This window comes from Mycobacterium sp. (assembly GCF_965229105.1).
Taxonomy (GTDB): Bacteria; Actinomycetota; Actinomycetes; order Mycobacteriales; family Mycobacteriaceae; genus Mycobacterium.
Window position 1 is genome coordinate 5079506 of the sequence record NZ_OZ245858.1, and the last position, 25173, is coordinate 5104678.

Annotated in this window: 23 protein-coding genes; 17 read left to right on the top strand and 6 right to left on the bottom strand. The window is 64.8% G+C overall.

The genetic code is table 11. The annotated features are described in order from the left end of the window. Nucleotides 1-2: 2 nt before the first annotated feature. Nucleotides 3-1022, bottom strand: a complete 1020-nt coding sequence (locus tag ADBZ9O_RS23815) for a putative nucleotidyltransferase substrate binding domain-containing protein (protein WP_526533432.1) — start codon at nucleotides 1020-1022, stop codon at nucleotides 3-5. 138 nt (nucleotides 1023-1160) lie between these two features. Here ADBZ9O_RS23815 and ADBZ9O_RS23820 point away from each other — a divergent pair, with 138 nt between their 5' ends. The 12 genes from ADBZ9O_RS23820 (at nucleotide 1161) to ADBZ9O_RS23875 (ending at nucleotide 11632) form a co-directional block, all read left to right on the top strand. Then, complete coding sequence (locus tag ADBZ9O_RS23820; protein ID WP_526525420.1) at nucleotides 1161-2690, top strand: amino acid permease; 1530 nt, start codon at nucleotides 1161-1163, stop codon at nucleotides 2688-2690. 154 nt (nucleotides 2691-2844) lie between these two features. Then, the gene (locus ADBZ9O_RS23825) at nucleotides 2845-3186 is read left to right on the top strand and encodes a hydrogenase maturation nickel metallochaperone HypA/HybF (RefSeq protein ID WP_526525422.1); all 342 of its coding nucleotides are present in this window, start codon (nucleotides 2845-2847) and stop codon (nucleotides 3184-3186) included. 341 nt (nucleotides 3187-3527) lie between these two features. After that, the gene (locus tag ADBZ9O_RS23830; protein ID WP_526525423.1) at nucleotides 3528-4583 is read left to right on the top strand and encodes an NADH-quinone oxidoreductase subunit B family protein; all 1056 of its coding nucleotides are present in this window, start codon (nucleotides 3528-3530) and stop codon (nucleotides 4581-4583) included. Nucleotides 4584-4632: 49 nt separating this feature from the next. Continuing rightward, nucleotides 4633-6429, top strand: coding sequence for a nickel-dependent hydrogenase large subunit (locus ADBZ9O_RS23835; RefSeq protein ID WP_526525424.1), 1797 nt, complete (start codon nucleotides 4633-4635; stop codon nucleotides 6427-6429). A 3-nt stretch (nucleotides 6430-6432) separates the two neighbouring features. Beyond that, nucleotides 6433-7362, top strand: a complete 930-nt coding sequence (locus tag ADBZ9O_RS23840) for a NifU family protein (RefSeq protein ID WP_526525426.1) — start codon at nucleotides 6433-6435, stop codon at nucleotides 7360-7362. Beyond that, entirely contained in the window at nucleotides 7362-8009 is a 648-nt protein-coding gene (locus tag ADBZ9O_RS23845) for a DUF5947 family protein (RefSeq protein WP_526525427.1), read from the top strand. Before ADBZ9O_RS23840 ends, ADBZ9O_RS23845 begins: the two co-directional genes overlap by 1 nt. Continuing rightward, on the top strand, nucleotides 8006-8662 hold the full coding sequence (locus ADBZ9O_RS23850) for a DUF6084 family protein (RefSeq protein WP_526525428.1): 657 nt from the start codon (nucleotides 8006-8008) through the stop codon (nucleotides 8660-8662). Before ADBZ9O_RS23845 ends, ADBZ9O_RS23850 begins: the two co-directional genes overlap by 4 nt. Beyond that, complete coding sequence (locus ADBZ9O_RS23855) at nucleotides 8659-10056, top strand: hypothetical protein (RefSeq protein ID WP_526525429.1); 1398 nt, start codon at nucleotides 8659-8661, stop codon at nucleotides 10054-10056. Before ADBZ9O_RS23850 ends, ADBZ9O_RS23855 begins: the two co-directional genes overlap by 4 nt. A gap of 5 nt (nucleotides 10057-10061) precedes the next feature. After that, on the top strand, nucleotides 10062-10163 hold the full coding sequence (locus ADBZ9O_RS23860; RefSeq protein WP_526525430.1) for a DUF6893 family small protein: 102 nt from the start codon (nucleotides 10062-10064) through the stop codon (nucleotides 10161-10163). Continuing rightward, nucleotides 10164-10631: a hydrogenase maturation protease gene (locus ADBZ9O_RS23865; protein ID WP_526533434.1), complete on the top strand. Its 468-nt coding sequence runs from the start codon at nucleotides 10164-10166 to the stop codon at nucleotides 10629-10631. Nucleotides 10632-10634: 3 nt separating this feature from the next. Continuing rightward, nucleotides 10635-10898: a HypC/HybG/HupF family hydrogenase formation chaperone gene (locus ADBZ9O_RS23870; RefSeq protein ID WP_526525431.1), complete on the top strand. Its 264-nt coding sequence runs from the start codon at nucleotides 10635-10637 to the stop codon at nucleotides 10896-10898. Next, on the top strand, nucleotides 10895-11632 hold the full coding sequence (locus tag ADBZ9O_RS23875; RefSeq protein WP_526525433.1) for a DUF6390 family protein: 738 nt from the start codon (nucleotides 10895-10897) through the stop codon (nucleotides 11630-11632). Before ADBZ9O_RS23870 ends, ADBZ9O_RS23875 begins: the two co-directional genes overlap by 4 nt. On the opposite strand, the gene ADBZ9O_RS23880 is transcribed toward ADBZ9O_RS23875, so the two are convergent. Continuing rightward, nucleotides 11629-12426 (bottom strand): methyltransferase domain-containing protein, encoded by a 798-nt coding sequence (locus ADBZ9O_RS23880; protein ID WP_526525435.1) that lies wholly within the window; start codon nucleotides 12424-12426, stop codon nucleotides 11629-11631. The two genes, ADBZ9O_RS23875 and ADBZ9O_RS23880, sit on opposite strands and share 4 nt — an antisense overlap. Before the next feature lie 108 nt (nucleotides 12427-12534). Between ADBZ9O_RS23880 and ADBZ9O_RS23885 the strand changes: the two genes are divergently transcribed. Further along, on the top strand, nucleotides 12535-13209 hold the full coding sequence (locus ADBZ9O_RS23885) for a winged helix-turn-helix transcriptional regulator (protein ID WP_526525437.1): 675 nt from the start codon (nucleotides 12535-12537) through the stop codon (nucleotides 13207-13209). A gap of 10 nt (nucleotides 13210-13219) precedes the next feature. On the opposite strand, the gene ADBZ9O_RS23890 is transcribed toward ADBZ9O_RS23885, so the two are convergent. From ADBZ9O_RS23890 to ADBZ9O_RS23905, 4 genes are all read right to left on the bottom strand, one after another. Further along, nucleotides 13220-14596, bottom strand: a complete 1377-nt coding sequence (locus ADBZ9O_RS23890) for a neutral zinc metallopeptidase (RefSeq protein WP_526525438.1) — start codon at nucleotides 14594-14596, stop codon at nucleotides 13220-13222. 92 nt (nucleotides 14597-14688) lie between these two features. Next, nucleotides 14689-16119 (bottom strand): FadR/GntR family transcriptional regulator, encoded by a 1431-nt coding sequence (locus ADBZ9O_RS23895; RefSeq protein WP_526533436.1) that lies wholly within the window; start codon nucleotides 16117-16119, stop codon nucleotides 14689-14691. 16 nt (nucleotides 16120-16135) lie between these two features. After that, a complete protein-coding gene (locus ADBZ9O_RS23900; protein WP_526525440.1) occupies nucleotides 16136-18313 on the bottom strand; it encodes an acyl-CoA dehydrogenase family protein in 2178 nt (725 codons plus the stop codon). A gap of 49 nt (nucleotides 18314-18362) precedes the next feature. Next, entirely contained in the window at nucleotides 18363-19121 is a 759-nt protein-coding gene (locus ADBZ9O_RS23905; protein ID WP_526525442.1) for an SDR family NAD(P)-dependent oxidoreductase, read from the bottom strand. Between the two features lie 168 nt (nucleotides 19122-19289). Here ADBZ9O_RS23905 and ADBZ9O_RS23910 point away from each other — a divergent pair, with 168 nt between their 5' ends. The 4 genes from ADBZ9O_RS23910 (at nucleotide 19290) to ADBZ9O_RS23925 (ending at nucleotide 24952) form a co-directional block, all read left to right on the top strand. Continuing rightward, on the top strand, nucleotides 19290-20849 hold the full coding sequence (locus ADBZ9O_RS23910; protein ID WP_526525443.1) for a molybdopterin-dependent oxidoreductase: 1560 nt from the start codon (nucleotides 19290-19292) through the stop codon (nucleotides 20847-20849). Continuing rightward, entirely contained in the window at nucleotides 20849-22372 is a 1524-nt protein-coding gene (locus tag ADBZ9O_RS23915; RefSeq protein WP_526525445.1) for an ATP-dependent DNA ligase, read from the top strand. The genes ADBZ9O_RS23910 and ADBZ9O_RS23915 overlap by 1 nt, the downstream gene beginning before the upstream one ends. Nucleotides 22373-22532: 160 nt before the next feature. Then, the gene (locus tag ADBZ9O_RS23920) at nucleotides 22533-24815 is read left to right on the top strand and encodes a carbon starvation CstA family protein (protein ID WP_526525447.1); all 2283 of its coding nucleotides are present in this window, start codon (nucleotides 22533-22535) and stop codon (nucleotides 24813-24815) included. Continuing rightward, entirely contained in the window at nucleotides 24815-24952 is a 138-nt protein-coding gene (locus tag ADBZ9O_RS23925) for a CstA-like transporter-associated (seleno)protein (RefSeq protein ID WP_526525448.1), read from the top strand. Before ADBZ9O_RS23920 ends, ADBZ9O_RS23925 begins: the two co-directional genes overlap by 1 nt. Nucleotides 24953-25173 lie beyond the last annotated feature (221 nt).

Consider the following 25173-nt stretch of genomic DNA (forward strand, 5'->3'; position numbering starts at 1 on the left):
GCTCAGCGGAAGCTCGAGGTGGAGGCCAGGTACGTCAGCTTGCGGCTGATGCCTGCGACTTCACGCGCGACGCTGCGCAGGACCGCTCGCTCCTGCGGCGCCGTCTGGGCCAGTGACACCACATCGCTGACCCGCTCACCGCGCAGCCACGCCCCGGCCCTGCTCCGCCACCGGAACCGGATCAGCCAACCGAAACAGTCCCGCAGACTTGACACGTCATCCAGGTCGAGGATTTTCGCGCTCGCCGCGGCGTCAAGACGGTCCAACGTAGGCAGCGCGGTGGAGCCCGCCGACAGTGCCGCCCACCGGGCGATCTTCACCACCGGATCGATGGCCGCGAGTTTGAGATCCACGCTGTCGGTATGGCCGGCGAACATCCGCAGCCGCGACGGAATGTTGGCGCGCACCGCAGTGGCATCCTGCAGCATGGCCTGGCGGGCGGGATAACTGGCGCGGGCGGCGGAAACCGCCTGTGCCCGAAGCACATCTGCGTCAGGCCGGACGAACAGGCCGGTGGAATCGGTCAGCAGACCGGTCATCACCACACCGCGGTCGTTGCGCGGGTCGGCCGACCAGCGCTCGATACCGTCGGACCAGCTGGCCTGCCGCCGGCAAAACCTGGGCCGACTGGCCAGCACACCATTGGCGTCGCCGCGAATACCACACCGCTCCAGCAGCGCGTGCACCTCGGCGGCGCGGGCCATCAACTCCGCCTTCTCCCTCTCATCGACGCTGTCGTCGAGGGCGATCAGCGTTTCCACATCGGAGCCGGGCGCGGCTTCACCGCGAGCGACACTGCCCGAGACGAACCAGGTCCAGCGGGTCGAGTCCACTCCGGCCAGTCGGACCCCCGCCCCGACGCCGCGCAATAGCACCTCCGACCAGGCGGCGGCCAGAGCCAGGGCCGGTGTGTGCGCCGCCAACTCCGACCTGATGGCGTCGCGGGCCCGGTCAACACCGTCCCGCAGCTGTGCTTCATCGCCGGCGGCATCAATATCGGTGATGGTCGCGGCGATCGACATGCCGATGATTGTCACCCATCGACGGTCCTGCCTGGTCCGGTCACACAGTTGTGATCTTGCGGAAACCTCCGCAACAAAAACCCTCTCTAATTTCTATCAAGTGATAGTTATTCATTACCCTGACCTCGGGAGCACCCCATGAGCAGCTTCGATCCGACGATCTCATCAGTAGAAGACGCGTCCACCCTGTCCGAACTCGGCTACACCCAGGAGTTGCACCGCGGTATCGGTGGCTACGCCGCCTTTGCGTCCGGGTTTTCCTTCGTCTCGATCCTGACCACGGTTTTCGCGTTCTTCCCACTCGGCTTCTCCCTGGGTGGCCCGGCCTTCTTCTGGACATGGCCGATCGTTTTCGTCTGCCAGTTCTGCGTCTGCCTGGTGTTCGCCGAGCTCTCGGGCAAGTTTCCCGTCGCCGGCGCCATCTACCAGTGGTCGCGGCGCCTCGCAGGTGACGCCGTCGGCTGGTTCGCCGGTTGGTTCATGCTGATCGGCTACATCGTGTCGATCGCCGCGCTGGCCATCGCGATGCAGACCGTGTTACCCCCGATCTGGAGCGGTTTCCAGCTCGTCGGTGACGATATGGATCCGCTGTCGATCAGCGGCGCAGAAAACGGCATCATCCTCGGCTCCGTCACCATCGTGCTGTGCACCATCATCAGCGCGGCAGGTGTGAAGTTCATGGGCCGGATCACCGTCACCGGAGTGACCATCGAGATCATCGGCGTATTCCTGATCATCGGTGCGATGTTCGTCAACGCGCAGCGCAATCCGGTAGCGGCGGTGGCCAATTCCGGTGAACACGGCGCCGGTATCGGATATCTGCCCGCCTTCCTGGCGTCGATGTTGATGGCCGCCTATGTGATGTACGGCTTCGACAGTGCCGCAGAACTTTCCGAGGAGACCCGCGATCCGCGGAGAACCGCCCCCAAGGCGATCGTCAACGCTCTGCTGGTGTCGTTCGTCGGCGGCGGGCTGATGATCCTCGCAGCGTTGATGTCGGCTCCGACCCTGGGCGATGAGCTCTCGACCGGCGGGATGGCCTGGATCATCGAAAGTCAGCTCGACACCTGGCTCGGCAAGACACTGCTGGCGCTGGTGGCCGTCGCGATGTTCTCGGCGACACTGGCCATTCAGGCCTCGGCATCGCGGGTGATGTTCTCGATGGCCCGCGATAACCGGTTGCCGTTCGGCAAATTGCTGTCCACAGTGAACAAACGCACCGGCACTCCGGTGATCACCGGTATCGCGGTGAGCACCCTGGCAATCCTGGTGCTACTGGTCAATATCGGCCAGTCCAGTGTGTTCCTGGCGATCGCCAGCGTCTCGGTGGTGATCGTGTACATCGCCTACCTGATGGTTACCGTCCCCGCCTTGATCCATCGGCTACGCGGAACCAGCCTGTCCTACGGCCCGCCCGTGATGGATCTCGGCAAATGGGGCATCCCGGTCAACCTGATCGCCGTCGTCATGGGCACTTTGCTGGTGATCAACATCGGTTGGCCGCGCGCCGAGGTGTACGACCCGGCAGGCGGCTCGTGGTTCCTGCAGTACTTCGCGCTGATCTTCGTGGCAGGCACACTGATCGTCGGCTACCTCGCCTACCGGGTAGTGCGGGATCGCGATGGTGCACCCCATCCCGCCGACGCCCTGGCCGGCAGAAAGAAATAACCACCGCACCGCTAACGGATCCGCGGAAGTTGTTCGCCGAGTTCGCGTTCGACGACACAGGTGGTATCGAAAGGGGGCTGTCGACGCGAACCGGTGACTGCAGGCCAGCCCCAAACTATGGCGGGTTTGCCACGTTTGGGCGCACCATGAGGCGGTGCACGAACTATCACTCTGCGAGGCGATCGCCGGTGTGGTGCGCCCGCATGCCGAAGGAAGGCACGTCGATATCGTGCGGGTGCGGATCGGCGCCCTGCGCCAGGTGGTCCCCGAATCGCTGGAATTTTGCTGGTCACTGATCCGGGAACACGAATCGCTCCCCGGCGCCAACCTCGAGCTGGAACTCGTCTCCGCAGAGGTGATGTGCCGGTCGTGTGGGCAGCGAGGAGAGATCGCGTCGCGCTGGTCGCTGCTGTGCCCGACGTGCGAAAGCGCAGACGTCGAGGTCACCCGTGGCAACGAGTTCTTGGTGACATCCCTGGAGGTCTCCGACGGATAGGGGCCACCGCCGTCACGATGACACCGCACCCGATCCCAGCCGGCAAGTGTGCGTGACGGACGGTTGCCCGGGTGCTGAACCTGATGAGGTCACCTGTTTCGAGTGCTGAAAGTGCTTGCGCGCCAGACATTCCCGCAGTGTGAGAGTTTTCGTATCCGTAAATTACAGAGGCTCATCGGCGCTCACTCCTGTGAGGACCATGAGACCTTCTGACATCTCACCCAGAAGCCATTGACAAGCAAGTGTGACCTGGACCACTCTAGGTCTTAGCGACGCGCAAGTGGGCCGAAGGGCGACTCCTGCGCCGTAGGGACCCCAGCCCGGTCCCGGAAGGCTTCAGCATGCTCACCGAAGCAGCAGTAAAAGCGGAACAAACATTGATTCACGTGCTCTGGATCAATGCGGGGCTCAGCTGTGATGGCGATTCGGTCTCACTGACCGCCGCCACCCAGCCCAGTATCGAGGAGATCGCGCTCGGCGCACTCCCCGGCCTCCCGCAGATCGCCGTGCACTGGCCCCTGATCGATTTCGAATGCGGACCCACCGGCGGCGCCGATGACTTCCTCGAATGGTTCTTCAAGGCCGACCGCGGCGAACTAGAGCCCTTCGTCCTGGTCGTCGAAGGATCGATACCCAACGAACAACTGCACGACGAAGGGTATTGGTGCGGGTTCGGCAATGACCCCGCGACGGGACAGCCGATGACCACCAGCGAGTGGCTGGATCGGTTGGCGCCCAAGGCCACCGCGATCGTCGCGGTCGGCACCTGCGCCACCTACGGCGGCATCCACGCCATGGCAGGCAATCCGACCGGCGCGATGGGTGTGCCGGACTATCTCGGCTGGGATTGGAAAAGCAAGGCGGGCATACCCATCGTGTGTGTGCCGGGCTGCCCGGCCCATCCGGACAATATGGCAGAGACGCTGACATATCTGCTCTACATGGCGACCGGTCAGGCGCCGATGATCCCGCTGGACGAGGCTCTGCGCCCGACCTGGCTGTTCGGGAACACGGTTCACGAGGGGTGTGACCGGGCCGGCTACTACGAGCAGGGCGATTTCGCCACCGAGTACGGCTCGCCGAAGTGCATCGTCAAGCTCGGTTGTTGGGGCCCCGTCGTCAAATGCAATGTGCCCAAACGGGGTTGGATCAACGGTATCGGCGGCTGTCCCAATGTCGGCGGCATCTGCATCGGCTGCACGATGCCCGGATTCCCAGATAAGTTCATGCCCTTCATGGATGAGCCGCCCGGCGGCAAGATCTCCACGACGGCATCTGGACTGTACGGGTCGGTGATCCGCAATCTGCGGCACGTGACCGGGCGGACCGTGGACAAAGAACCCAAATGGCGACACAAAGGCCGGGAACTCACCACCGGTGCCCGCCGAACTTGGTAAGTGGCTTGGGCAGAACGTATTTCAGTAGTCCATTAGAGAGCGAAATCTGATGACAACGATCATTCCCGAACCGTCCCTGGTGAAGAAAGACCCAGGATCCCTGGTCGAAATGGCGTGGGATCCGATCACCCGGATTGTCGGCAGCCTCGGCATCTACACCAAAATCGACTTCGAGAACCGCGAGGTCGTCGAATGCCACAGCACCTCATCGATATTCCGCGGCTATTCGATCTTCATGAAGGGCAAGGACCCGCGCGACGCCCACTTCATCACCAGCCGCATCTGCGGGATCTGCGGCGACAACCACGCCACCTGCTCGTGTTACGCACAGAACATGGCCTATGGCGTCAAACCGCCGAACCTGGGCGAGTGGATCGTCAACCTCGGCGAGGCAGCCGAGTACATGTTCGACCACAACATCTTTCAGGAGAACTTGGTCGGAGTCGACTACTGCGAAAAGATGGTGGCCGAGACCAATCCCGGTGTGCTGGCCAAAGCCGAGAACACGCTCGCGCCGAATTCCGAGGCCCATGGCTATCGGACGATCGCCGACATCATGCGCTCGCTCAACCCATTCACCGGCGAGTTCTATCGCGAAGCCCTGCAGGTGAGCCGCTGGACACGAGAGATGTTCTGTCTCATGGAAGGTCGGCACGTCCACCCGTCGACGCTCTACCCCGGGGGCGTCGGCACCGTCGCCACCATCCAGCTGATGACCGACTACATGACCCGGCTGATGCGCTATGTCGAGTTCATGAAGAAGGTCGTACCGATGCACGACGACCTCTTCGACTTCTTCTACGAAGCGCTCCCCGGGTACGAGAAGGTGGGCTTGCGTAGGACCCTGCTCGGGTGCTGGGGCTCCTTCCAAGATCCCGACGTCTGCAACTTCGCCTACAAGGATATGGAGCGCTGGGGTAACGCCATGTTCGTCACCCCTGGGGTGGTGGTCGACGGCAAACTGGTCACGCATTCCCTGGTCGATATCAACTTGGGCATCCGGATCCTGCTCGGCAGTTCCTATTACGACGACTGGACCGATCAGGAAATGTTCGTCAAGACCGATCCGCTGGGTAATCCCGTCGACCGCAGGCATCCCTGGAACCAACACACCAACCCCAGGCCGCAGAAGCGCGATATGGACGATAAGTACAGCTGGGTGATGTCACCGCGCTGGTTCGACGGTAAAGACCATCTGGCACTTGATACCGGCGGTGGCCCGCTGGCCCGGCTCTGGTCGACCGCGCTGGCTGGCCTGGTCGATATCGGCTACGTGCAGGCCACCGGCCACAGCGTAAAGATCAACCTGCCCAAGACCATCCTGAAGGGACCGGCCGAATTGGAGTGGAAGATCCCCGAACACGGCAGCAACACCATCGAACGCAACCGCGCCCGCACCTACTTCCAGGCCTACGCCGCCGCAGCAGCCCTGCACTTCGCCGAGAAGGCACTGGTCGAAATACGGGCCGGCCGCACCAAGACGTGGGAGAAATTCGATGTACCCGACGAGGCCATCGGCTGCGGATTTACCGAGGCGGTCCGCGGCGTCCTGAGCCACCACATGGTGATCAGGGACGGCAAGATCGCGAACTACCACCCCTATCCGCCGACTCCGTGGAATGCCAACCCGCGCGACACCTACGGCACGCCAGGACCGTACGAGGATGCGGTGCAGGGCCAACCAATCTTCGAGGAAAACGATCGCGAGAACTTCAAGGGCATCGACATCATGCGCACCGTGCGCAGTTTTGATCCCTGCCTGCCCTGTGGTGTGCACATGTATCTCGGGGACGGGAAGTCGATCGACAAGCTGCACTCACCGACGCAGTCCGTGACCGGGGAGTGATGGATGGCAGCACCCGGATCGGACCACTGGCGCACCGCAGGCGATCGGATCCAGATGCTGCTGGATGCCAGCTCGACGGGCGGTGCGATAGCGCGTGAGCGCGCCGAACAGTTGGTCCGTGAGGTCGTCGACCTCTACGGTGCCGGACTCGAACGCGCCATACAGATCGCGGCCGAGCGCGATCCGGTTCTCGTAGAACAGTTCAGCACCGACGATCTCGTTGCCAGCCTGATGCTGGTGCACGGCCTGCACCCACATGACGTGCACCGGCGGGTGTCCGATGCGCTCGACAGTGTCCGGCCCTACCTGGGCTCCCACGGCGGTGATGTCGAGCTGCTCGAGGTCATCGGTGACACCGTTCGGCTGAAGTTCGCAGGCAGCTGTAAGAGTTGCCCGTCGTCGGCGGTGACGCTCGAGCTGACGGTCGAAGATGCTGTCCGCACCGCCGCACCCGAAATCACGTCGATCGAAGTCCTTGCGGCCGAGGCAAGCCCAGTGTCCACGCTCATTCCGGCCGAGGCGCTGCTAAGTCGCGTCCACGCGGACAACCACGCCGGCGTGCAGTGGCACTCGGTACCTGATCTCGCCGATTTGGAAAATGGCGAGGTCGGCGGGTTCATGGTGGCCGGCACGACGGTGTTGGCGTGCCGCATCGGTGATGAGCTGTTCGCCTATCAGGACCGGTGCGGTAGCTGCGACGCCTCGTTGGCCGGCGCAGCGCTGCACCGGCCAATGGGCGCGGGTCATCTGTCCCCCACAGCTGGGCCGGTACTTCGGTGTCCTCGCTGCCACGCTCATTTCGACGTCAAGCACGCAGGCGCGGGTATCGACGATGATGCCGGTCCCGACCTGCATCTGGAGCCGATCCCCCTGCTGGTTCGCGACGGCGTGCTGTCGATGGCGGTGCTGTCGACGGCGACGGCGGTGCTCTGATGGAGAGCGCCTACGACGTGTTGGCTCGCATTCGGGCCAGTAAGGCGCCTCAGCCGGTAGGCGAACGTTGCGAGATGTGCTCAGAAGATATCGCCGACGAACACCAACATGTCGTGAATATCGAAGGCAGAGCCCTGATGTGCGTCTGTCGCGGCTGCTACCTGCTCTTCACCGATACCAATGCCCACCTGCGATACCGGTCGGTGCCGGCCCGATACCTGTCCTTCCCCGATCTTGCCCTCGGTCGCCTGGAGTGGGAAACCCTGCAGATTCCTGTCGGGTTGGCCTTTTTCTTCCGGAATTCGGCCCTGGATAAAACCGTCGGGTTCTATCCCGGTCCCGCGGGAGCCACCGAGTCCGAACTCGATCTCCAGGCCTGGACCCGGGTCACCGAGGCCGATCAGCGGATATCGATGATCACCGATGATGTCGAAGCGCTACTGGTGCGAGTGCCTGACGACGCCGACGACACTGTTGCCCCCGAGTGCTATCTGGTGCCAATCGATGCCTGCTACGAGTTCGTCGGGCGACTGCGGATGCTCTGGCACGGGTTCGACGGTGGTCAGCAGGTGCGCGCCTATCTCGATGACTTCTTCGACCAGATTGCCGCGCGCGCAACGGAGGTCAGCAGGGAATGGGCGTCATGACCGACGTGAGGTTCGCTGTCATGGACATCACGCCGGAGCCGTATTCCGTGAGCCCGGTGCTGACCGCCCGGGTGGCGGTGGTGGCCGGCGGGACTGCACCCGTGCATGCGATTGCCTTGCGCTGTCAAATCCGGATCGAACCACTACGGCGACCCTATAGCGATGACGAGGCAGCCGGCCTGGCCGATATGTTCGGTCCGCGTTCTCGGTGGGCCACCACCCAGCGCACGTTCCTGTGGCAGCACACTGCGGCCATGGTCCAGGGCTTCACCGGCGCGACCGAAGTAGCCCTACCGCTGGAATGCACCTATGACTTCGAGGTCACCGGGTCGAAGTATCTCCACGCACTGCGGGACGGCACCATTCCCCTGCAATTCCTGTTCAGTGGAACCATTTTCGGCCCGCCCCTGACCGGCGGTGACCGCGGCTTCGCCGTGGCGCAGGTGCCATGGGACCAAGAAGCTCAGTTCGACATGCCGGTGAGCGTCTGGCACGACCTGGTCGAGCAGCACTACCCCAACAGCGGCTGGGTGCGCCTCGGCCACGAAACCGTGACGGCGTTGGCGCAGTACAAATCTGAACGAGGCCTGCTCGATATCGACGAGGCGGTCACGTCGTTGCTGACGGACGTCTCGGCAGGTGAACTCCGATGATCGCCGGTTGGGACCGCGCCCGCTTGATCGCCGACGCCGTGCTCTATGAGGGTTATCTCCTCTACCCCTATCGGGCGTCCTCGGCTAAGAACCAGTCCCGCTGGCAGTTCGGGGTGCTGGGCCCGCCGGGTGCTGCCGAGACCGCCTTCGGTGAGGACGACTCGCTGTCTGCGCAATTCGTGGTCGACGGGGACCACCGCGGGCCGGCCTCGATCACGCTGGTGGTCCGGTTCCTGCACCTGCAGCACCGCGGCGTCGAAAAACGCACCGCCGAAGGGTCTTTCGTCCCCGTTGAGCAATTGACCTGCGGCGGACAATCCTGGTTGACCTGGGACGAGGCGGTGGAAACGGAGTTGACCTTCGACCCCGTCGACCTCGGCCCGCTCGACATCAGCGGCATCAGCGAGGGCGAGCAGTCGTATACCTTCCGGGTCGCGGCACCCGCGGCCACCACGGTCGAAGAGGTCGATGGCGGCCGGCTGATCCGCACCCGCCGCGATGTGCATGGTCGACTCACGGTCACCATCGCACGCGATACCGGCCTGTGGCGGATCACCACGGTGATGCGCAATACCACCCCGGTTCCGCACGAGCTCGCCGGAGACAAAGAGGCGGTCATCGCCGCGTCGATGATCGGCACCCACCTCATCGTCAGCGCCGCCAACTGCGAACTGGTGTCACTGCTCGACCCACCCGATTCGGCCGCCGCCGCGGTGGCCCGGTGTCGCCAGCACCGCTGTTTCCCGGTATTGGCGGGACCGCCGGGTGACCATGCGCTGCTGTTGGTCTCGCCGATCATCCTCTATGACCATCCCGAGATCGCCGAGCAGAGCGAGGGTGCGCTCTATGACTCGACCGAGATCGACGAGATCCTCACCCTGCGGGTGATGACGATGACCGAGGAGGAGAAGGCGCAGGCCCGTGCCACCGATCCGTTGGCCGCCCAGCTCATCGATCGCTGTGATGCGATGACACCGGAGGCGATGCAGCGGCTGCACGGGGTCCTCCGCGATCCCCACGCCGGTTTGATCCCCGACATTCCAGAAGGAGTCGACTGGTGGGATCCGCTGGCCGATAACGCCGTCGCGCCCGATATCGACGGCGTCCTGGTCCGCGGCGTACGGGTGGCGCGTGGCAGCAAGGTTCGACTGCGCCCGTCCCGGCGGGCTGATGCCCAAGACATCTTTTTCGCGGACAAGATCGCAACCGTCACATCGGTGCATGAGACCGTCGACGGCGAAAAGCAGGTCGGCGTCACCGTCGATGACGATCCGGCGGCTGATTTGCACGATTGGTATGGCCGGTACCTGTACTTCGCGCCAGACGAGCTCGAGCCCCTGGACGTGAGCCTGGAGAAATCAAGCAGTGAAGGGAAGTCAAGATGGCAACAATAGGTTGGATGGCCACGGTTGCGGTCGGCGTCATCATTATCGGCGGCGCGGTGGTGGCGGTGAGCTCGGTCCCGGATATCCGCCGCTATCTCAAGATGCGGAGTATGTAGCTGTCCCGCATTCTCGTCGCCGGTATCGGCAACATTTTCCTCGGAGATGACGGTTTTGGTCCCGAGGTATTAAGGCATGTGCCGTGCCGCCCCGACGACGCAGGCGTTCGTATCACCGACTACGGCATCCGCGGGATGCACCTGGCCTATGACCTGCTTGACGGCTGGGACGCGCTGATACTGGTCGACGCCATCCCCAACCGCGGCACTCCCGGCACGGTGCGAGTGTTCGAGCCCGACCATGAAACACCGCCAGCCACAGCCGGTTTCGATGCACACAGCATGGATCCCGGTGCGGTATTCGCCAGCCTGAGGGCCCTCGGCGGCGTCGCACCGCGCACTGTGGTGATCGGTTGTGAAGTCGAAACCGTCGAGGACGGGATGGGTTTGAGCGACGCGGTGAGCGCCGCCGTCCCAGAAGCCGTCGCCGCAGTTGGATCCGTGGTGTCGATGCTGCAGGAGAGCTGACCGATGTGTCTGGGAATCCCTGGTCAGGTGATCGGCATGCTGGCGGGCTACGGCGATCAGCTCGCCCTCGTCGATGTGGCCGGCGAGAACCGCAAGGTCAATATCGGCATGTTGCCCGAGGAGACGTTCTCCCCCGGCGACTGGGTGATCATCCATATGGGGTTTGTCGTGGAGAAAACCGATCAGGCCGGTGCCGCTGAGGCGATGGCCGGGCTGCAACTGATGGGTTCCGGATTTGACGAGACCACCGGGCCGGAGCAGCCGTGAGCTCTGCTACCGAAAAGCCACCTCCCGGACGGGAGGTGTTCGCCAGGTATGCATTTCCGCCCAACGAGCTCGGCTACTGCGGACCGCCCGACTCCTCGGTGCTGCTCAACGGCGCCGGCCCGGCAGCGATCGATCGGCACGCCAAGGGTTTTGACGGTGCTTGGCCCTACCTGGAGGAGATCGCCACGGCGACCAGCCGCGACGATCCACTCGATCCTGACGTGGTTCGCTCCTACTGGGTGGGCGGGGAGATGCTGGGACAGGTGGACGGTCACCGCCTGGTGGATCGGTTACGCACCGCACTGCCCGGCCAGCCCACCGGACTGCTTGACGCTGTCGACGACCCTGCGGATGTGTTGGCCCACCACAGCTTCCACGTGTTCGTGGTGTACCCGTGGGTGCGCTTCCTCGACACCGACGCTGGTCACCCCTTGCGGATCCTGCAGTCCTGCCGGATCCGATGGGGTGTGGTCGATTCCGTCGGTGACGAGCGCGTCGTTATGTCCTCGCAGCCATTGTGCTTCGACGGTGGTGTGCTCGGCCTGAGTGAACCGACACAGGAAAGCGTCCGTTGGTGCCGCGACGGGATATCCCTGGCGCCGCGCCCGTACCCCGGTCAGACCGTGGCCGCGCACTGGGACTGGGTCTGCGGCCCGCTGGACGAGCCGGGGTACGACGGGTTGGCCGCCGCCACAGAATCGACGCTGAACCTGGTCAACCGGCTGCGCCGCTAACGACGGCGCGCGGTGACCAGCAGGTACTCCCACCCCATCACCGTGGTGCCCGCCAGATACCGGTCACCGAGGTCGGCCAATGCCGTATCGAGGGCGCTCACCCGCGCGGGTTCGGCGGCGATCCCGCGGTAGGCCGCGATCGTCGGCCCGTAATTGGCCTTGAAGTAGTCGCGGAACGCTGCGCCGTCGCCGAACGTGTCGACGGGCAATGTGCGGCGCTCGGTGCGCAGTTCAGTGACCCGATCGCCCAGCAGGGCGGTGATATGATCGGCGCTGCCCCACAGCGGTGGCGGCGACACCCCCGGTGGCGGTGCCGGCAGATACGGCTTCATGGTCGCGAACATCTGACCGACGAAACCCTCTGGCGTCCAACTGATCACACCGATCATGCCGCCGGGTCGGCAGACCCGGACCAGCTCATCGGCCGCTTGCTGATGATGTGGTGCGAACATCACCCCGATACAGGACAGCACCACGTCGAACTCGGCGTCGGTGAACGGGAGCGCTTCGGCATTCGCTTCCCGCCAGGCCAAGTCGATCCCGCGCGCGGTGGCCAGGGCTCTGCCCTGTTCCAGTAGTCCCGGCACCAGATCGCTGGCGATGACGTCAGCCCCGATAGCCGCGGCGGGGATGGCCGCGTTGCCCGTCCCGGCGGCCACGTCAAGCACTTTGGCACCTGGCCCAATCCCGATCGCTGAGACCAGTTCCGGCCCCAGCGGGGCCACCACGTTGCTGGCGATGGCGCCGTAATCGCCAAGGCCCCAAACCGATGTGGTCATATCAGTTGTAGTCATGTGACGATCGTCGCGCCGTGACTGAACCATTTCCAGTGTCGGATCTGAAGCGGTCCCGGTACAGAATCTGTACTAGTCAACACGCCGTCGACGGCGTCTACTGGATGCATGTCGACATACGGCCAGTTCTGCCCGTTGGCCAAAGCCATGGAAGTACTCGACGAGCGGTGGACGCTGCTGATCGTGCGCGAATTGCTGTTGGGTAGTTGTCGTTTCAATGATTTGCGCCGCGGGGTGCCGAAGATGTCACCGGCGCTGCTGTCCAAGCGGTTGAAATCGTTGGGCCGCGCGGGTGTCGTGACCCGCACTGAGATCGATGGCCGCACAACGTATTCGCTGACCGAGTGCGGTCAGGAACTCGCAGGTGTGGTGCAGGCGCTCAATACCTGGGGCGTGCGCTGGATCGGCGAACTCGGTGACGACGACCTCGATCCGCACCTGCTGATGTGGGATATGCGACGCACCGTGCCCATCGGCGAGTGGCCGCGTGTGCGAACCGTCGTCGAGTTCCGCCTTTCCGGTGTGGCAGCGAAAGCGTCACGTTGGTGGATGGTGGTCGCCGAAGGCGAGGCCGACGTGTGCGATTTCGACCCCGGCTTCGAGGTCACCGCCACCGTCGACACCACCCTGCGCGCCCTGACCGAAGTGTGGCGCGGGGACACCTCGTGGTCCAGAGCCCTGTTGGAGGGCCAGATGTCCCTGTCCGGACCGACCGACGTGCGTCGGCTCATCCCGGCCTGGTTCGGTCAGGGCAAGACCGCCGGTATCGCCCGGCCGGCCTGACGCAACCAGCTCAGGCCTGGAAGCTCAGGCAGGGTTCGGCACCGTTGATGACACCCTCGCGGAAGGCGCGCACCCGGTTGTAGCCCGCACCCTGTCGCTCCACATCTCCGTCACCGCGGAAGATCAGCAACGCCGTAATGCCTTCATCGAGATCTCCAGGAGAGATGTGAAAGGTGCTGGTGGCTTCCCGGTTGTAGAGGATGACGCTCGCGGTGTATGCGCCGGCCAGGCAGTCGCCGCGCAGCGTGGACGTCTTCTCGTCCGACTGGTCGTCGAGCCGGGTCAATGCGGCCAGGCCGTACTGGGTTGCCAGCAGTGTGGCCACGGCGTAATCGCCGCCCTGGGCGTAGACCTCTGGCATCTCATTGACGTTGTCCCAGGCGATGTAATCCTCGGGAACGCAATAGAACAGCGAATAGCCCTCGGTCGGCGTGCCACCACAGCTCGGCGGGCTACTCGGGTCGAACGGCTCGAGGCCCTTCAACGGCGGCCAGGCCGCACCCTTGGCGATTTCCGGGTAGACCTGCGTCCAGTAGTCCTCGAGGTCATAGGGCACACCGTTGACGATGGAATCATATGGTGCGTCACCACCGCTGGCCTCGTCCTCGTTGTCGTTGAAGGGCAGCTCGAGCACCATGGGTTCGCCGTCTTTGTAGCCCTTGCACTTTTCGGCGCCGCCGTCGAAACCGTCCTGGAACGCGCTGACCCGGTCGAACCCGCTGCCGTGGGCATTCGGGTCCTCCACACTGGTGCCCGGGGTATCGCGCAGATCGAGGATGCCGGCGAGCGCGGTGTCAAGCTCGGCGGCATTGACCTTGAAGGCGCCGGATTCCTTGGCGTGCGCCGACCAGGCACCTGCGAAGCAGTCTGCCTGCAGCTCACCGGACACCGTCAGCTTGTTCTCGTCGAAGAAACCCGACCGGTGCTGCACGGCATGGCCCCACTCATGGGCCAGCACCACCGGTACAACGAAGTCGCCGAACTTCTTCTGCAGCCCGGGAAGCAGGTCGGCGGCATCCCAGGCCACCGAATCGTCGCCGAAGCAGTAGAAGGCGTTGCCCTCGACATCGGAATAGGCCGCGCCGCATTGCGAGGCGCCTTCGACGTCGGGGGTCATCCCGTAGAACCCGCCGGCGACGGGCTTCCAGTCCTGCCCGTAGAGCTTGGGGAACTCGTCGGTCCAATATTGCTGCAGATCGGCGATCGCCTCCATGGCCAGCTTGTTTGCCGACAGGTCCGCATCACCGGTGATCTTGATATTGCTGGTGTCGGGCGCCTTGTCGCTCACCGCGCCACTCGTCGGGGTCGGAATCACCGGTTTGGGGCCACCACAGGCCGATACCGCCAATATGACAGCAACCGCCATCGCCCCCACTTTGATAAGCATGGGCAAACATTAACGCCGCGGATTGGAATTGGATTGGAAACCGCACTCGGTTCTGGGCCTATCGGCCCGCTACAGCCACCAGGATGAGCCCGCTACAGCCACCAGGATGAGAGCGCCTCGAGGTGACGCCGCGAGCGGTGGGCAGCCATGCTCTCATCCCCGTCGATGATGGCGGCGACGATCCGGGTATGCGCGCGGTGCACCTCCCCGACGTCGTGTGGTTGCGGCATCGGTTGCATCGTCGAGGTCCAGTGCCTGCGGAACAGTTCGACCAGAATCCGCAGAAACAGGTTCAGCACCCTGTTACCTGCGAGTGCGGCGAGGTCGGTGTGGAAGTAGAACTCCGCGAGCCCGGCCACTGTGGGATCGCCCCCATCGGCCCCCTCGGCGATGCGCCCCTGCGCCCGAAGGAACTCCACCACGTCGGCGTCGTCGCGGCGGTGCACCACCTTGGCAACGTTGTCGACCTCGATGGCGTCACGGACCAGACGCAGATCCTCCCGGCTGGGTCTGCGGTACTCCAGGTACAGGGCGATGGTGTCGATACTGGCCTGCGGCTGCGGTTCGGTGACGATCAGCCCGCCGCCAGGGCCACGGCGCATCCGGGCCACCGTATGGTGTTCGAGCAGCCGAACCGCCTCGCGCAGAACAGGTCTGCTCACGTCATAGCGGTCGAGTAACTCTGATTCGGTACCGAATACCGAGCCTGTTTTCCACCCACCGGCCACGATGTCCTGGTAGACGATGGCGGCCAACACTTCGCCCCGCTTGCCGTCGGGCCCACCCTCCGGCGGCGGCCTCCTGCGGGCCCGGCCGTCTGCAAGCGGTCGGTAATGCCGGTCCAGCATCGCCGTCACGGTCCGGACATGCTGTGCGGTAAGGGTTTTAGCGAGCGCTGAGTCGCCTGCGGTGACCGCCTCGACGATCGCGGTGTGATCGACGATCAACCGTTCGATCGCCTGGTCGACCTCGCGCTGCGGCGGCGTCTGCGCGTCGGCGGCGTACCTGGCGGTCAGCCGGGCCAGAACGTCAATGAATAACGCCAGCACCGGGTTTGCGGTCAACTCGCCCAGTGCGACGTGAAAGTCATCCGCTCCCGGTTGCGGTCGCTGGGTGCTCAGCAGGTCCCGCAGGCGGTCGATCCCCGGTTCGTCGATACGGTCGGCGGCCAGTCCCGACGCCAACGGCTCAAGCAGTAGCCGGGCCGCCAGCAGCTCTTCGATCGTGGTGCCCAGATACTCCAGATAGATGACGACCGCCCTGGTGGCGGGCGCGGCATCGGGAACCGTGACGATCAGCCCGCCGCCAGGCCCCCTGCGCATCCGCGCCACCTGATGGTGCTCGACGAGTCGGATCGCTTCCCGTAGCACCGACCGACTGACGTCGTACTGCTGCTGCAGCGCCTGTTCGGAACCGAGCGATTCACCGATCGGCCAGTCCCGGCGGATGATCTCCGCCTCGATCTGACGGGCGATTTGCGCGGCCCGCTTCTCGGCGCCCGACGGGTGGACCTCGTCGCGAATTGCCAACGGAGTCCGGCTATTTGATCAGCGGATCGCGCGGCATGCCGAGAATGCGTTCCGCGATCTGGTTTCTGGTCACCTCGGAGGTGCCACCGGCGATCGCCATCCCCCTGGCCCCCAACGTCATCAGCACGGCCGTCGCCGCGGACCCGTCGAGCAATGCGGCGTCCTGGCCGAGTAGCGCTGTCGAGATCGCGGCGTGCTCGCCCATGTGCTCGGCGAGTTTGAGCTTGGTGATGTTGCCTTCCGGGCCGGGGCCGGCGCCCTCGATGCTGCGGACCGCTCGACGCAGGTTGAGCAGCCGCAGCGCGTGCTCGTCGGCCAGGAAGTTGCCGACCCGAATTCGCGCACCAGCCAACCGATCTCCGTGTTGTTCGACCAGCGGTAGCAGTCCGGCGGCGGGCACGCCACCGGCTCCGGAGCCGCCACCGATGCTCACCCGCTCATTGCCGAGGGTGGCGCGGGCGACGGTCCAACCGGTGTTGGGTTCACCGACGACGTCCTCGTCCGGGATGAATACGTCATTGAAGAACACCTCGTTGAATTCCGAGCCGCCGGTGATCATCCGCAACGGCCGCACTTCGACACCGGGTGCCTTCATATCGACGATCACAGTGGTGATCCCGGCATGTTTGGGCACGTCGAAGTCGGTGCGGACGGTGGCCAAGCCGCGCCGACAGTAGTGCGCCCCGCTGGTCCAGACCTTCTGGCCGGTGATCTTCCAGCCGCCATCGACCTTGACCGCTCTGGTCTTGATGCTCGCCGCGTCGGAGCCGGCTTCAGGCTCGGAGAACAGCTGGCACCAGACCTCTTCCCTGCGCAACGCCTTGTCGACGAATCGTTCGATCTGCGAGGGTGTTCCGTGCTGGACGAGGGTGAGGATCACCCAACCGGTGATCGAGTAATCAGGGCGCTTGATACCCGCGGCGGTGAATTCTTCGTCGATCACCAGCTGTTCGACGGCGTCCGCGGCACGTCCCCATGGCTTGGGCCAGTGCGGCATGACGTAGCCGGTACTGATCAGGGTATCGAGCTGCGCCTGCCCCTCGGTCGCGGCGATCTCCGCGATATCGGCCCTGACCTGGACGCGCAGTGTCTCGGCCTCGGCGGGCAGGTCGAGACTGTTGGCCCGGGTAACCCCTGCCGCCGTCGCGGTGAACACGTCCGCGGCGGGTCCGTCACCGCCGAGCAGCGCCCGCAACGTCAACGCCCGCCGCAGATGCAGGTGGGCGTCATGCTCCCAGGTGAACCCGATCCCGCCGTGCACCTGGATGTTGAGTTCCGCGTTGCGCACGTAGGCGGGGAACGCCTGCGCGGCGGCGGCCGCCGCGATCAACCGGAACTGGTACTCGTCTTCGGCGTCGGCGCGGGCGGCATCCCAGACCAGCGCGATCGCCGACTCGGCCGCCACCACCATGTTGGCGCAGTGATGCTTGATGGCCTGAAAGGTCGCGATGGTGCGGCCGAACTGTTGTCGCACCTTCGCGTATTCGACGGCCGATTCCACGCAATCAGCGGCTCCGCCGACCGCCTCGGCCGCCAACAGAGTGCGCGCAAGGGCCAGCGCCGCCGCCGCCGCGCCCGCGATCACGTCTGCGTCGGTGATCGCCACGCCGTCGAGCACCACGCGCCCGGAACGGCGGGTGGGGTCGACGTTGTCGGGCACCTCAACCGACACCCCGGCGCGCGTCCGCTCGATCAGCAGCACATCGTCACCAGCGGTGATGACCAGCAGATCCGCCAGCGCCGCGCCCAGCACTACACCAGCCTGACCAGCGACGATACCGTCGCGCACGGTCACGTCGCTGTCCCCTTCGGAAGCGAATCCAACTCCGGCGGTGACCGAGCCGTCGACCAGCCCCGGCAGCAGTCGGGCCTTCTGCTGCGCACTGCCGAACTTGCCGATCACCGCCGACGCAACCACTGTCGGTACGAACGGACCGGGTGCCACCGAGCGGCCCAGCTCCTCGACAACGACGACAAGTTCGGGAAGCCCGTACCCGGAACCGCCGAACTCCTCGTCGATATGCAGACCCAGCCAGCCGAGATCGGCCAGCCCGGCCCAGAACACCGGGCGCGCCTCATCGGGTGAATCCAGCAGTTCCCTGGCCGCCGCCCGCACCTTCTGTGCGGTGAGGAACCCTCGCGCGACCTCACTGAGCTCGCGGTGATCGTCGGTCAGTGCAATGCCCATGAGATCAAGCTCCTACTTCGGCGGCAACGCCAAAGAGTGTACTGATTGTCTACTTAGGCGCGAAGCGCTGACCGGCGTCCAACCGCAGGCACTGTCCGTTGAGCATGGGGTTGTCCACGATCGCGGCGACCAACTTCGCGTACTCCTCGGGCCGGCCCAGCCGCTTGGGGAAGGCGGCATCCTTGGTCAGCGCGTTGGCGAACTCGTCGGGAATGCCCTTGGTCAGCCCGGTCGCAAAGAGGCTCGGTGCGATCGCCAACGCCCGGATGCCCAGCGAGCCGAGATCGCGGGCCATGGTCAGGCACATGCCGGCGATACCGGCCTTGGCGGCGGTGTAGGCGACTTGTCCGATCTGGCCCTCGAACGCCGCGATCGAGGCCGTGTTGATGATGACGCCGCGCTCTTCGTCTTCGGGCTCGTTCTTGGCCATATGCGATGCAGCCAGACGGCTAATGTTAAACGACGCAATGAGATTCAGGTCGATCGTCTTGCGGAACGAGTCCAGATCGTGCGGGCCCTTCTTGCCGAGGGTGCGCTCCCCGATACCGCCGCCTGCGGTGGTGACCACCACGTGCAGACCGCCCAGTGCTTCCACCGCGTTCGCCAGCACTGTTTCGGTGCCTTCGAAGTCGGTGACGTCGACGGTGTAGAAGCTCCCGCCGATACCGTCGGCGACCTCTTGTCCATCGGATCCCTCGCGATCCAGGATCGCGACGCTGGCGCCCTTGGCTGCCAGTAGCTCCGCCGATGCCCGGCCCATCCCCGACGCACCGCCGATGACGACGACCTTCTTACCGTTGATCTCCACGCAAACCTCCTCGATCGGCTCTGTGCGAGCCTGCCCGTTCAGGAGAATAACTGGCCGCTGGAATTGAGTGAACCCTATCCCCCTCAACGGTGCTCAGTGACAGATCGTCACCGGTCTGTAAGGCCTTGTCGGCAGGTCCAGCCCAGGCTGTGCAGGTACGTTGGCTGCATGGCTCGATCCGCAAGAGACATGCGGATGCTGAGTGGCATCGCAGCAGCGGCTGTCGCACTGGGCGTCACCCAGTTGGCAGCCGTTCCGTTCGGACCGGCCGCCGACTCACGAACATCTGTCGGCTCAGCGGTCATCGACCTGACTCCCGGTCCGGTCAAGGAACTGGCGATCCAGCTCTTCAGCACCGCGGACAAGCTCTTCCTGGCAGTGGCGGTGCTGGTGGTCATCGCCACCATCGCCGCGCTCACCGCGACCTACGAAACGCGACGACGGCCGATTGGCAGTATCGCCATCGCCCTGGCCGGTGTCGCGGGCGCCGCCGCGGTGCTGAGCCGAGCGGAAGCCTCGCCCATCGATGTGATCCCTACGGTGATCGGGACGATCTGTGGGATCGCTGTGCTGCGGCTGCTCACCTCGGGCCGGATCTCCGACCCCAGCCCCACCGACAGCGCGGAGGCCGAGAGTACCGACGCCGACCCCGGCCGGCGGCTATCGCTGGCCGTGCTTGGCCTGCTCGGCCTCGGGGTGTTCTCCGGCGTCGGCGGCGCATTGTGGAGCCGGCGCCTGCACTCCGTGGCCGATGACCGGCAGACGTTCGTCCTGCCCCGGCCCAATACCCCTGCCCCGCCGATAAATCCGGCAGTGCAGCCCGCCGGTCTTTCGACGCCCACGTTCATCACCAGCAACTCAGACTTCTACCGCATCGACACCGCGCTGAGTGTCCCCCAGCTCAGCCAGCAGGAGTGGCGGCTGAAGATTCACGGCATGGTGGACCACGAAATCACCTACAGCTTCGACGATCTCCGCGATATGGAGGTGATCGAGAAGGTCGCCACGCTCACCTGCGTCTCCAATCCGGTTGGCGGGGACTTGATCTCGAACGCCACCTGGACCGGCTACCGGGTCCGCGATCTGCTGGCCAAGGCTGGGATCCAGGCGCAGGCGGATATGGTCCTGTCGACCTCGATCGACGGCTTCACCGCGGGCACGCCAGTGGAAGCGCTGACCGATCAACGCGACGCACTTCTGGCGATCAGCATGAACGGCCAGCCGTTGCCGATCGAACACGGCTATCCAGCGAGGCTGGTGGTACCGGGCCTGTACGGCTACGTATCGGCCACCAAGTGGGTGGTCGATCTCGAACTGACCCGGTTCGACAAGGCCGAGGCGTACTGGACGAAACTCGGCTGGTCCGAACGCGGCCCGGTGAAAACCGAATCACGGATCGATGTTCCGCGCAGCGGTCAGGATGTCGCGGTCGGGCCGGTCACCTTCGGCGGGGTGGCGTGGGCACAGATCCGTGGCATCAGAGCCGTGGAGGTGCGCATCGACACCCCAGCGGGACAGGGCATCTGGCAGCCGGCTGCGCTTGGCGCGAGTTACTCCAACGACACCTGGCGGTTGTGGAGCTTTCCGTGGGAGGCGACCACCCCCGGCACACACTCGATCACGGTCAGGGCCACCGATAACACCGGCGCCGTGCAGACCGCGGATATCGCCGACCCGGTCCCCGACGGCGCAACCGGATGGCACCAGGTCGACTTCGCGGTGAAGTAGTGCTGGTCGTCGAAATCGCGACGGCGTCCGCCGATGTGGGAGCCTCGTCCTCGCGGCTGGCCAAGGTGTCCCGGATCGCGGGCCTGCTTCACCGTGCCGACCTGGACACCGCCCAGGTCGCCATCGTGGTGTCCTGGCTCTCCGGTGAACTGCCCCAACGCCAGATCGGTGTCGGCTGGGCCGCCCTGCGTTCCCTGCCCCCGGCTGCGACGGAGCCGACGCTGACGGTATCGGCCGTCGACGCTGCGTTCACTGAAATTGGCGGGGTGGCCGGTAAGGGGTCGCACGCTCGGCGCGCACAGTTGCTCGCCGATGTTTTCGCCGCCGCCACCGGTATCGAGCAGACCTTCCTGCGGCGCCTGCTCGGTGGCGAACTGCGCCAGGGCGCGTTGGTGGGGCTGATGTCCGATGCCGTCGCCAAGGCGGCGGGTATCCCCGCCGCGACGGTCCGGCGAGCGGCGATGCTCGGCGGCGATCTGCCCGCAGTGGCCGCCGCGGGTCTGCGCGGGGGCGTGGCGGCACTGGACGAATTCACCTTGCTCGTCGGGCGCCCCGTCGGCCCGATGCTCGCCCAGACCGCGACCGGTGTGGTCCAAGCACTCGAAAAGCTCTCCGGCACCGCCATTTTCGAGGCCAAGCTGGATGGCGCGCGGGTGCAGATCCACCGCTGTGGCGACCAGGTCACCATCTACACCCGCAGCCTCGACGATGTCACCGCCCGCCTGCCCGAGGTGGTGGCCGCCACGTTGGCCCTGCCGGTGCGGGAGCTGATCGCCGACGGCGAGGCCATCGCGTTACGCGAGGACGGTAGACCGCACCGATTCCAGGTGACCGCGTCGCGCTTCGGGTCTCGCGCGCGCAGTGAGCAACCGCTGTCGGTGTTCTTCTTCGATCTGCTGCACCTCGACGGCACCGATCTGCTGGACGCGCCGACCGCCGACCGGTTGGCGGCCCTGGACTCGATCGTGCCCGCCGAGCTCCGAGTAGACCGCATCCAGACCTCCGATACCGCTGTGGCACAACAGTTCCTGGATGACACGCTGGCGGCCGGACACGAGGGGGTGATGGCAAAATCACCGACATCACCCTATGAGGCAGGCCGCCGCGGTGCGGGCTGGTTGAAGGTCAAACCCGTACACACCCTGGACCTGGTGGTGCTGGCCGTGGAGTGGGGTTCGGGCCGGCGCACCGGGAAGTTGTCGAATATCCATCTCGGTGCGCGCGACCCGGCCAGCGGCGGTTACGTCATGCTCGGCAAGACTTTCAAGGGCATGACCGACGCGATGCTCGACTGGCAGACAACGCGATTCACCGCACTGGCCACCGCAGGAACCGATAATTATGTCGTGCACGTCCGGCCCGAGCAGGTCGTCGAAATCGCCTTCGACGGCGTCCAGGGCTCGACACGGTACCCGGGCGGGGTGGCGTTACGTTTCGCCCGGGTACTGCGCTATCGCGACGACAAGGGGCCGGCCGAGGCCGACACTATTGATACGGTGCGTGCGTTGTACGACGCCGTTTGACCGCAGCCACCACAGCGTCGTTCACCAGGAACGCGACCAGGCTGATCCCGAACAGCGGCAGGAACCAACCGAGCACCAGGGCCGAAACTCCCAAATCGTGGGCAGCGGCGTGAAAAGATCGGAATCGGCATAACCCTGCCGGCATCAACGAGGAGGCATTGTGGCTTCACCGACCGCCGAGTCAGTCGATCGCGATGGCGATATCACTTTCGTGCGCACCGACGAAGACCTGCCGCCCGTCGCGGTGATCGACCGTTCCCCGATCTCGGTGAAGCACAAGGTCATTTTCGCGGTGATCGCCGTTCTCGGTGCGGTCGCCTGGGCGATCATCGCGTTCTTCCGCGGTGAGACGGTCAACGCGGTGTGGTTCGTCATCGCCGCGGTCTGCACCTATGTCATCGGATATCGCTTCTATGCGCGGCTGATCGAGATGAAGATCGTCAGGCCGCGTGACGATCAGGCCACCCCGGCCGAAATATTCGAGAACGGCACCGACTATCTACCGACCGATCGGCGCGTGCTGTTCGGGCATCATTTCGCCGCGATCGCCGGCGCCGGGCCTCTGGTGGGACCCGTATTGGCCACGCAGATGGGATATCTGCCCGGAACGATCTGGATCATCATCGGCGCACTGGTCGCCGGCTGCGTCCAGGACTATCTGGTGCTGTCGATTTCGGTGCGCCGCCGCGGCCGGTCGCTGGGCCAGATGGCGCGTGACGAATTGGGCGTCCTTGGCGGGGTGGCCGCCATCGTCGGCGTGCTCGTCATCATGACGATCCTGCTGGCGGTGCTGGCATTGGTCATCGTCAACGCCCTGGCCGAAAGCCCGTGGGGCGTGTTCTCCATCGCGATGACCATCCCCATCGCCATCTTCATGGGTCTCTACCTGCGCTTCCTGCGCCCCGGACGGATCTCCGAGGTATCGCTGATCGGCGTCGTCCTGCTGCTGCTCGCCGTGGTCAGCGGCGGCTGGGTGGCCCAAACATCTTGGGGCGCAGACTGGTTCACCTTGTCCAAGGTGGCGCTGTCGTGGTGCATCATCGGTTACGGGCTGGCCGCGTCGGTGCTGCCGGTCTGGCTGCTGCTCGCACCGCGTGACTATCTGTCGACGTTCATGAAGGTCGGCACCATCGTGCTGCTGGCGATCGGCATCATGGTCGCGCGGCCGGTGATGGAGGCACCTGCTGTCTCACAGTTCGCCACCAGCGGCACCGGCCCGGTCTTCGCCGGCTCGCTGTTTCCGTTCCTGTTCATCACCATTGCCTGCGGAGCGCTGTCCGGTTTCCACGCCCTCATCTCGTCTGGCACCACACCCAAGCTGCTGGAGAAGGAAAGCCAGATGCGGCTGATCGGCTACGGCGGCATGCTGACCGAGTCGTTCGTGGCCATCATGGCGCTGATCACCGCATCCATCCTGAATCAGCACCTGTACTTCGCCATCAACGCACCCACGGCCCAGACCGGCACCACCGCGGCGACCGCAGCCGATTACGTCAACAAACTCGGCCTGTCCGGCACCCCGATCAGCGCCGCTGAGATCACCGCCGCCGCCGAAGGCGTCGGCGAGAAATCCATCGTGTCGCGCACCGGCGGCGCCCCTACTCTGGCGTTCGGGATGTCCGAAGTGCTGCACCGGGTGTTCGGCGGCGCAAGCCTCAAAGCGTTCTGGTACCACTTCGCGATCATGTTCGAGGCGCTGTTCATCCTGACCACCGTCGACGCGGGCACCAGGGTCGCGCGGTTCATGCTCTCCGACGGACTGGCCAACCTCGGTGGCCCGTTCCGCCGGCTGCGGAACCCGAGCTGGCGCATCGGAGCCTGGGCATGCAGCATCATCGTCGTCGCCGGCTGGGGCAGCATCCTGCTGATGGGTGTCACCGATCCCCTCGGCGGGATCAACACGCTGTTCCCCCTGTTCGGTATCGCCAACCAGTTGCTCGCCGCCATCGCGTTGACATTGGTGACGGTCGTGGTGATCAAGAAGGGCCTGCTGAAATGGGCCTGGATCCCCGGTGTCCCGCTGATGTGGGATCTGGTGGTCACGCTGACCGCCTCGTGGCAGAAGATCTTCTCCGGTGACCCGAAACTCGGCTACTGGACCCAGCACTTCCAGTACGTCGCAGCCAAAGAGGCCGGTAAGACCACATTCGGCTCGGCAAAGAATGCCGACCAGATCAATGCTGTGATTCGCAACACGTTCATTCAGGGCAGCTTGTCGATCATCTTCGCCGTGCTGGTTCTGATCGTCTTCGCGGCCGGAGTCATCGTGGCACTCAACGCTATTCGCGGCAACGGTCGGCCACTATCCGAAGACGAACCGGTACCGTCACAGCTATTCGCACCGTCGGGGATGATTCCGACCGCAGCGGAACGAGAGGTGCAGAAGCAATGGGACGCATTACCGAAATCGCACGCCAAATCAGTTGGTACTGGGGCACATTGATGGGTGACAACCACTACGCCCGCTATGTCGAGCACCGTAGGCGTAGCCATCCCGACGAGCCGGTGTGCACCGAGCGGGAGTACTGGCGGATGCGGCACGCGGCCACTGAGACGAGCCCGAACGCGCGCTGCTGTTAGAAGTCTCGATGCCGGTGCGGTATCGTGGTGTCAACGCTTGCGTCTGGATAACGGATACAGGCACGTCGTGGAACGCTTCTTCCTCCCTCTGGGGTCATCCCATACAGGGCACAGGCTCTTCTCGCGGCGATCGATATTGCCCACCGGCAATCTCGCCACTTTGTGCCTGTCTCGACGGTTACGTCGCTGCCATGGCGCACCCGATGCCTGAAAGGCACCGA

What these genes read in the sequence shown, in the direction of transcription:
- ADBZ9O_RS23815 (WP_526533432.1), bottom strand. Translation starts at nt 1,022, where the DNA reads ATGTCGATCGCCGCGACCATCACCGATATTGATGCCGCCGGCGATGAA.
- ADBZ9O_RS23820 (WP_526525420.1), top strand. Translation starts at nt 1,161, where the DNA reads ATGAGCAGCTTCGATCCGACGATCTCATCAGTAGAAGACGCGTCCACC.
- ADBZ9O_RS23830 (WP_526525423.1), top strand. Translation starts at nt 3,528, where the DNA reads ATGCTCACCGAAGCAGCAGTAAAAGCGGAACAAACATTGATTCACGTG.
- ADBZ9O_RS23835 (WP_526525424.1), top strand. Translation starts at nt 4,633, where the DNA reads ATGACAACGATCATTCCCGAACCGTCCCTGGTGAAGAAAGACCCAGGA.
- ADBZ9O_RS23840 (WP_526525426.1), top strand. Translation starts at nt 6,433, where the DNA reads ATGGCAGCACCCGGATCGGACCACTGGCGCACCGCAGGCGATCGGATC.
- ADBZ9O_RS23845 (WP_526525427.1), top strand. Translation starts at nt 7,362, where the DNA reads ATGGAGAGCGCCTACGACGTGTTGGCTCGCATTCGGGCCAGTAAGGCG.
- ADBZ9O_RS23850 (WP_526525428.1), top strand. Translation starts at nt 8,006, where the DNA reads ATGACCGACGTGAGGTTCGCTGTCATGGACATCACGCCGGAGCCGTAT.
- ADBZ9O_RS23855 (WP_526525429.1), top strand. Translation starts at nt 8,659, where the DNA reads ATGATCGCCGGTTGGGACCGCGCCCGCTTGATCGCCGACGCCGTGCTC.
- ADBZ9O_RS23860 (WP_526525430.1), top strand. Translation starts at nt 10,062, where the DNA reads ATGGCCACGGTTGCGGTCGGCGTCATCATTATCGGCGGCGCGGTGGTG.
- ADBZ9O_RS23870 (WP_526525431.1), top strand. Translation starts at nt 10,635, where the DNA reads ATGTGTCTGGGAATCCCTGGTCAGGTGATCGGCATGCTGGCGGGCTAC.
- ADBZ9O_RS23880 (WP_526525435.1), bottom strand. Translation starts at nt 12,426, where the DNA reads ATGACTACAACTGATATGACCACATCGGTTTGGGGCCTTGGCGATTAC.
- ADBZ9O_RS23885 (WP_526525437.1), top strand. Translation starts at nt 12,535, where the DNA reads ATGTCGACATACGGCCAGTTCTGCCCGTTGGCCAAAGCCATGGAAGTA.
- ADBZ9O_RS23890 (WP_526525438.1), bottom strand. Translation starts at nt 14,596, where the DNA reads ATGCTTATCAAAGTGGGGGCGATGGCGGTTGCTGTCATATTGGCGGTA.
- ADBZ9O_RS23900 (WP_526525440.1), bottom strand. Translation starts at nt 18,313, where the DNA reads ATGGGCATTGCACTGACCGACGATCACCGCGAGCTCAGTGAGGTCGCG.
- ADBZ9O_RS23910 (WP_526525443.1), top strand. Translation starts at nt 19,290, where the DNA reads ATGGCTCGATCCGCAAGAGACATGCGGATGCTGAGTGGCATCGCAGCA.
- ADBZ9O_RS23925 (WP_526525448.1), top strand. Translation starts at nt 24,815, where the DNA reads ATGGGTGACAACCACTACGCCCGCTATGTCGAGCACCGTAGGCGTAGC.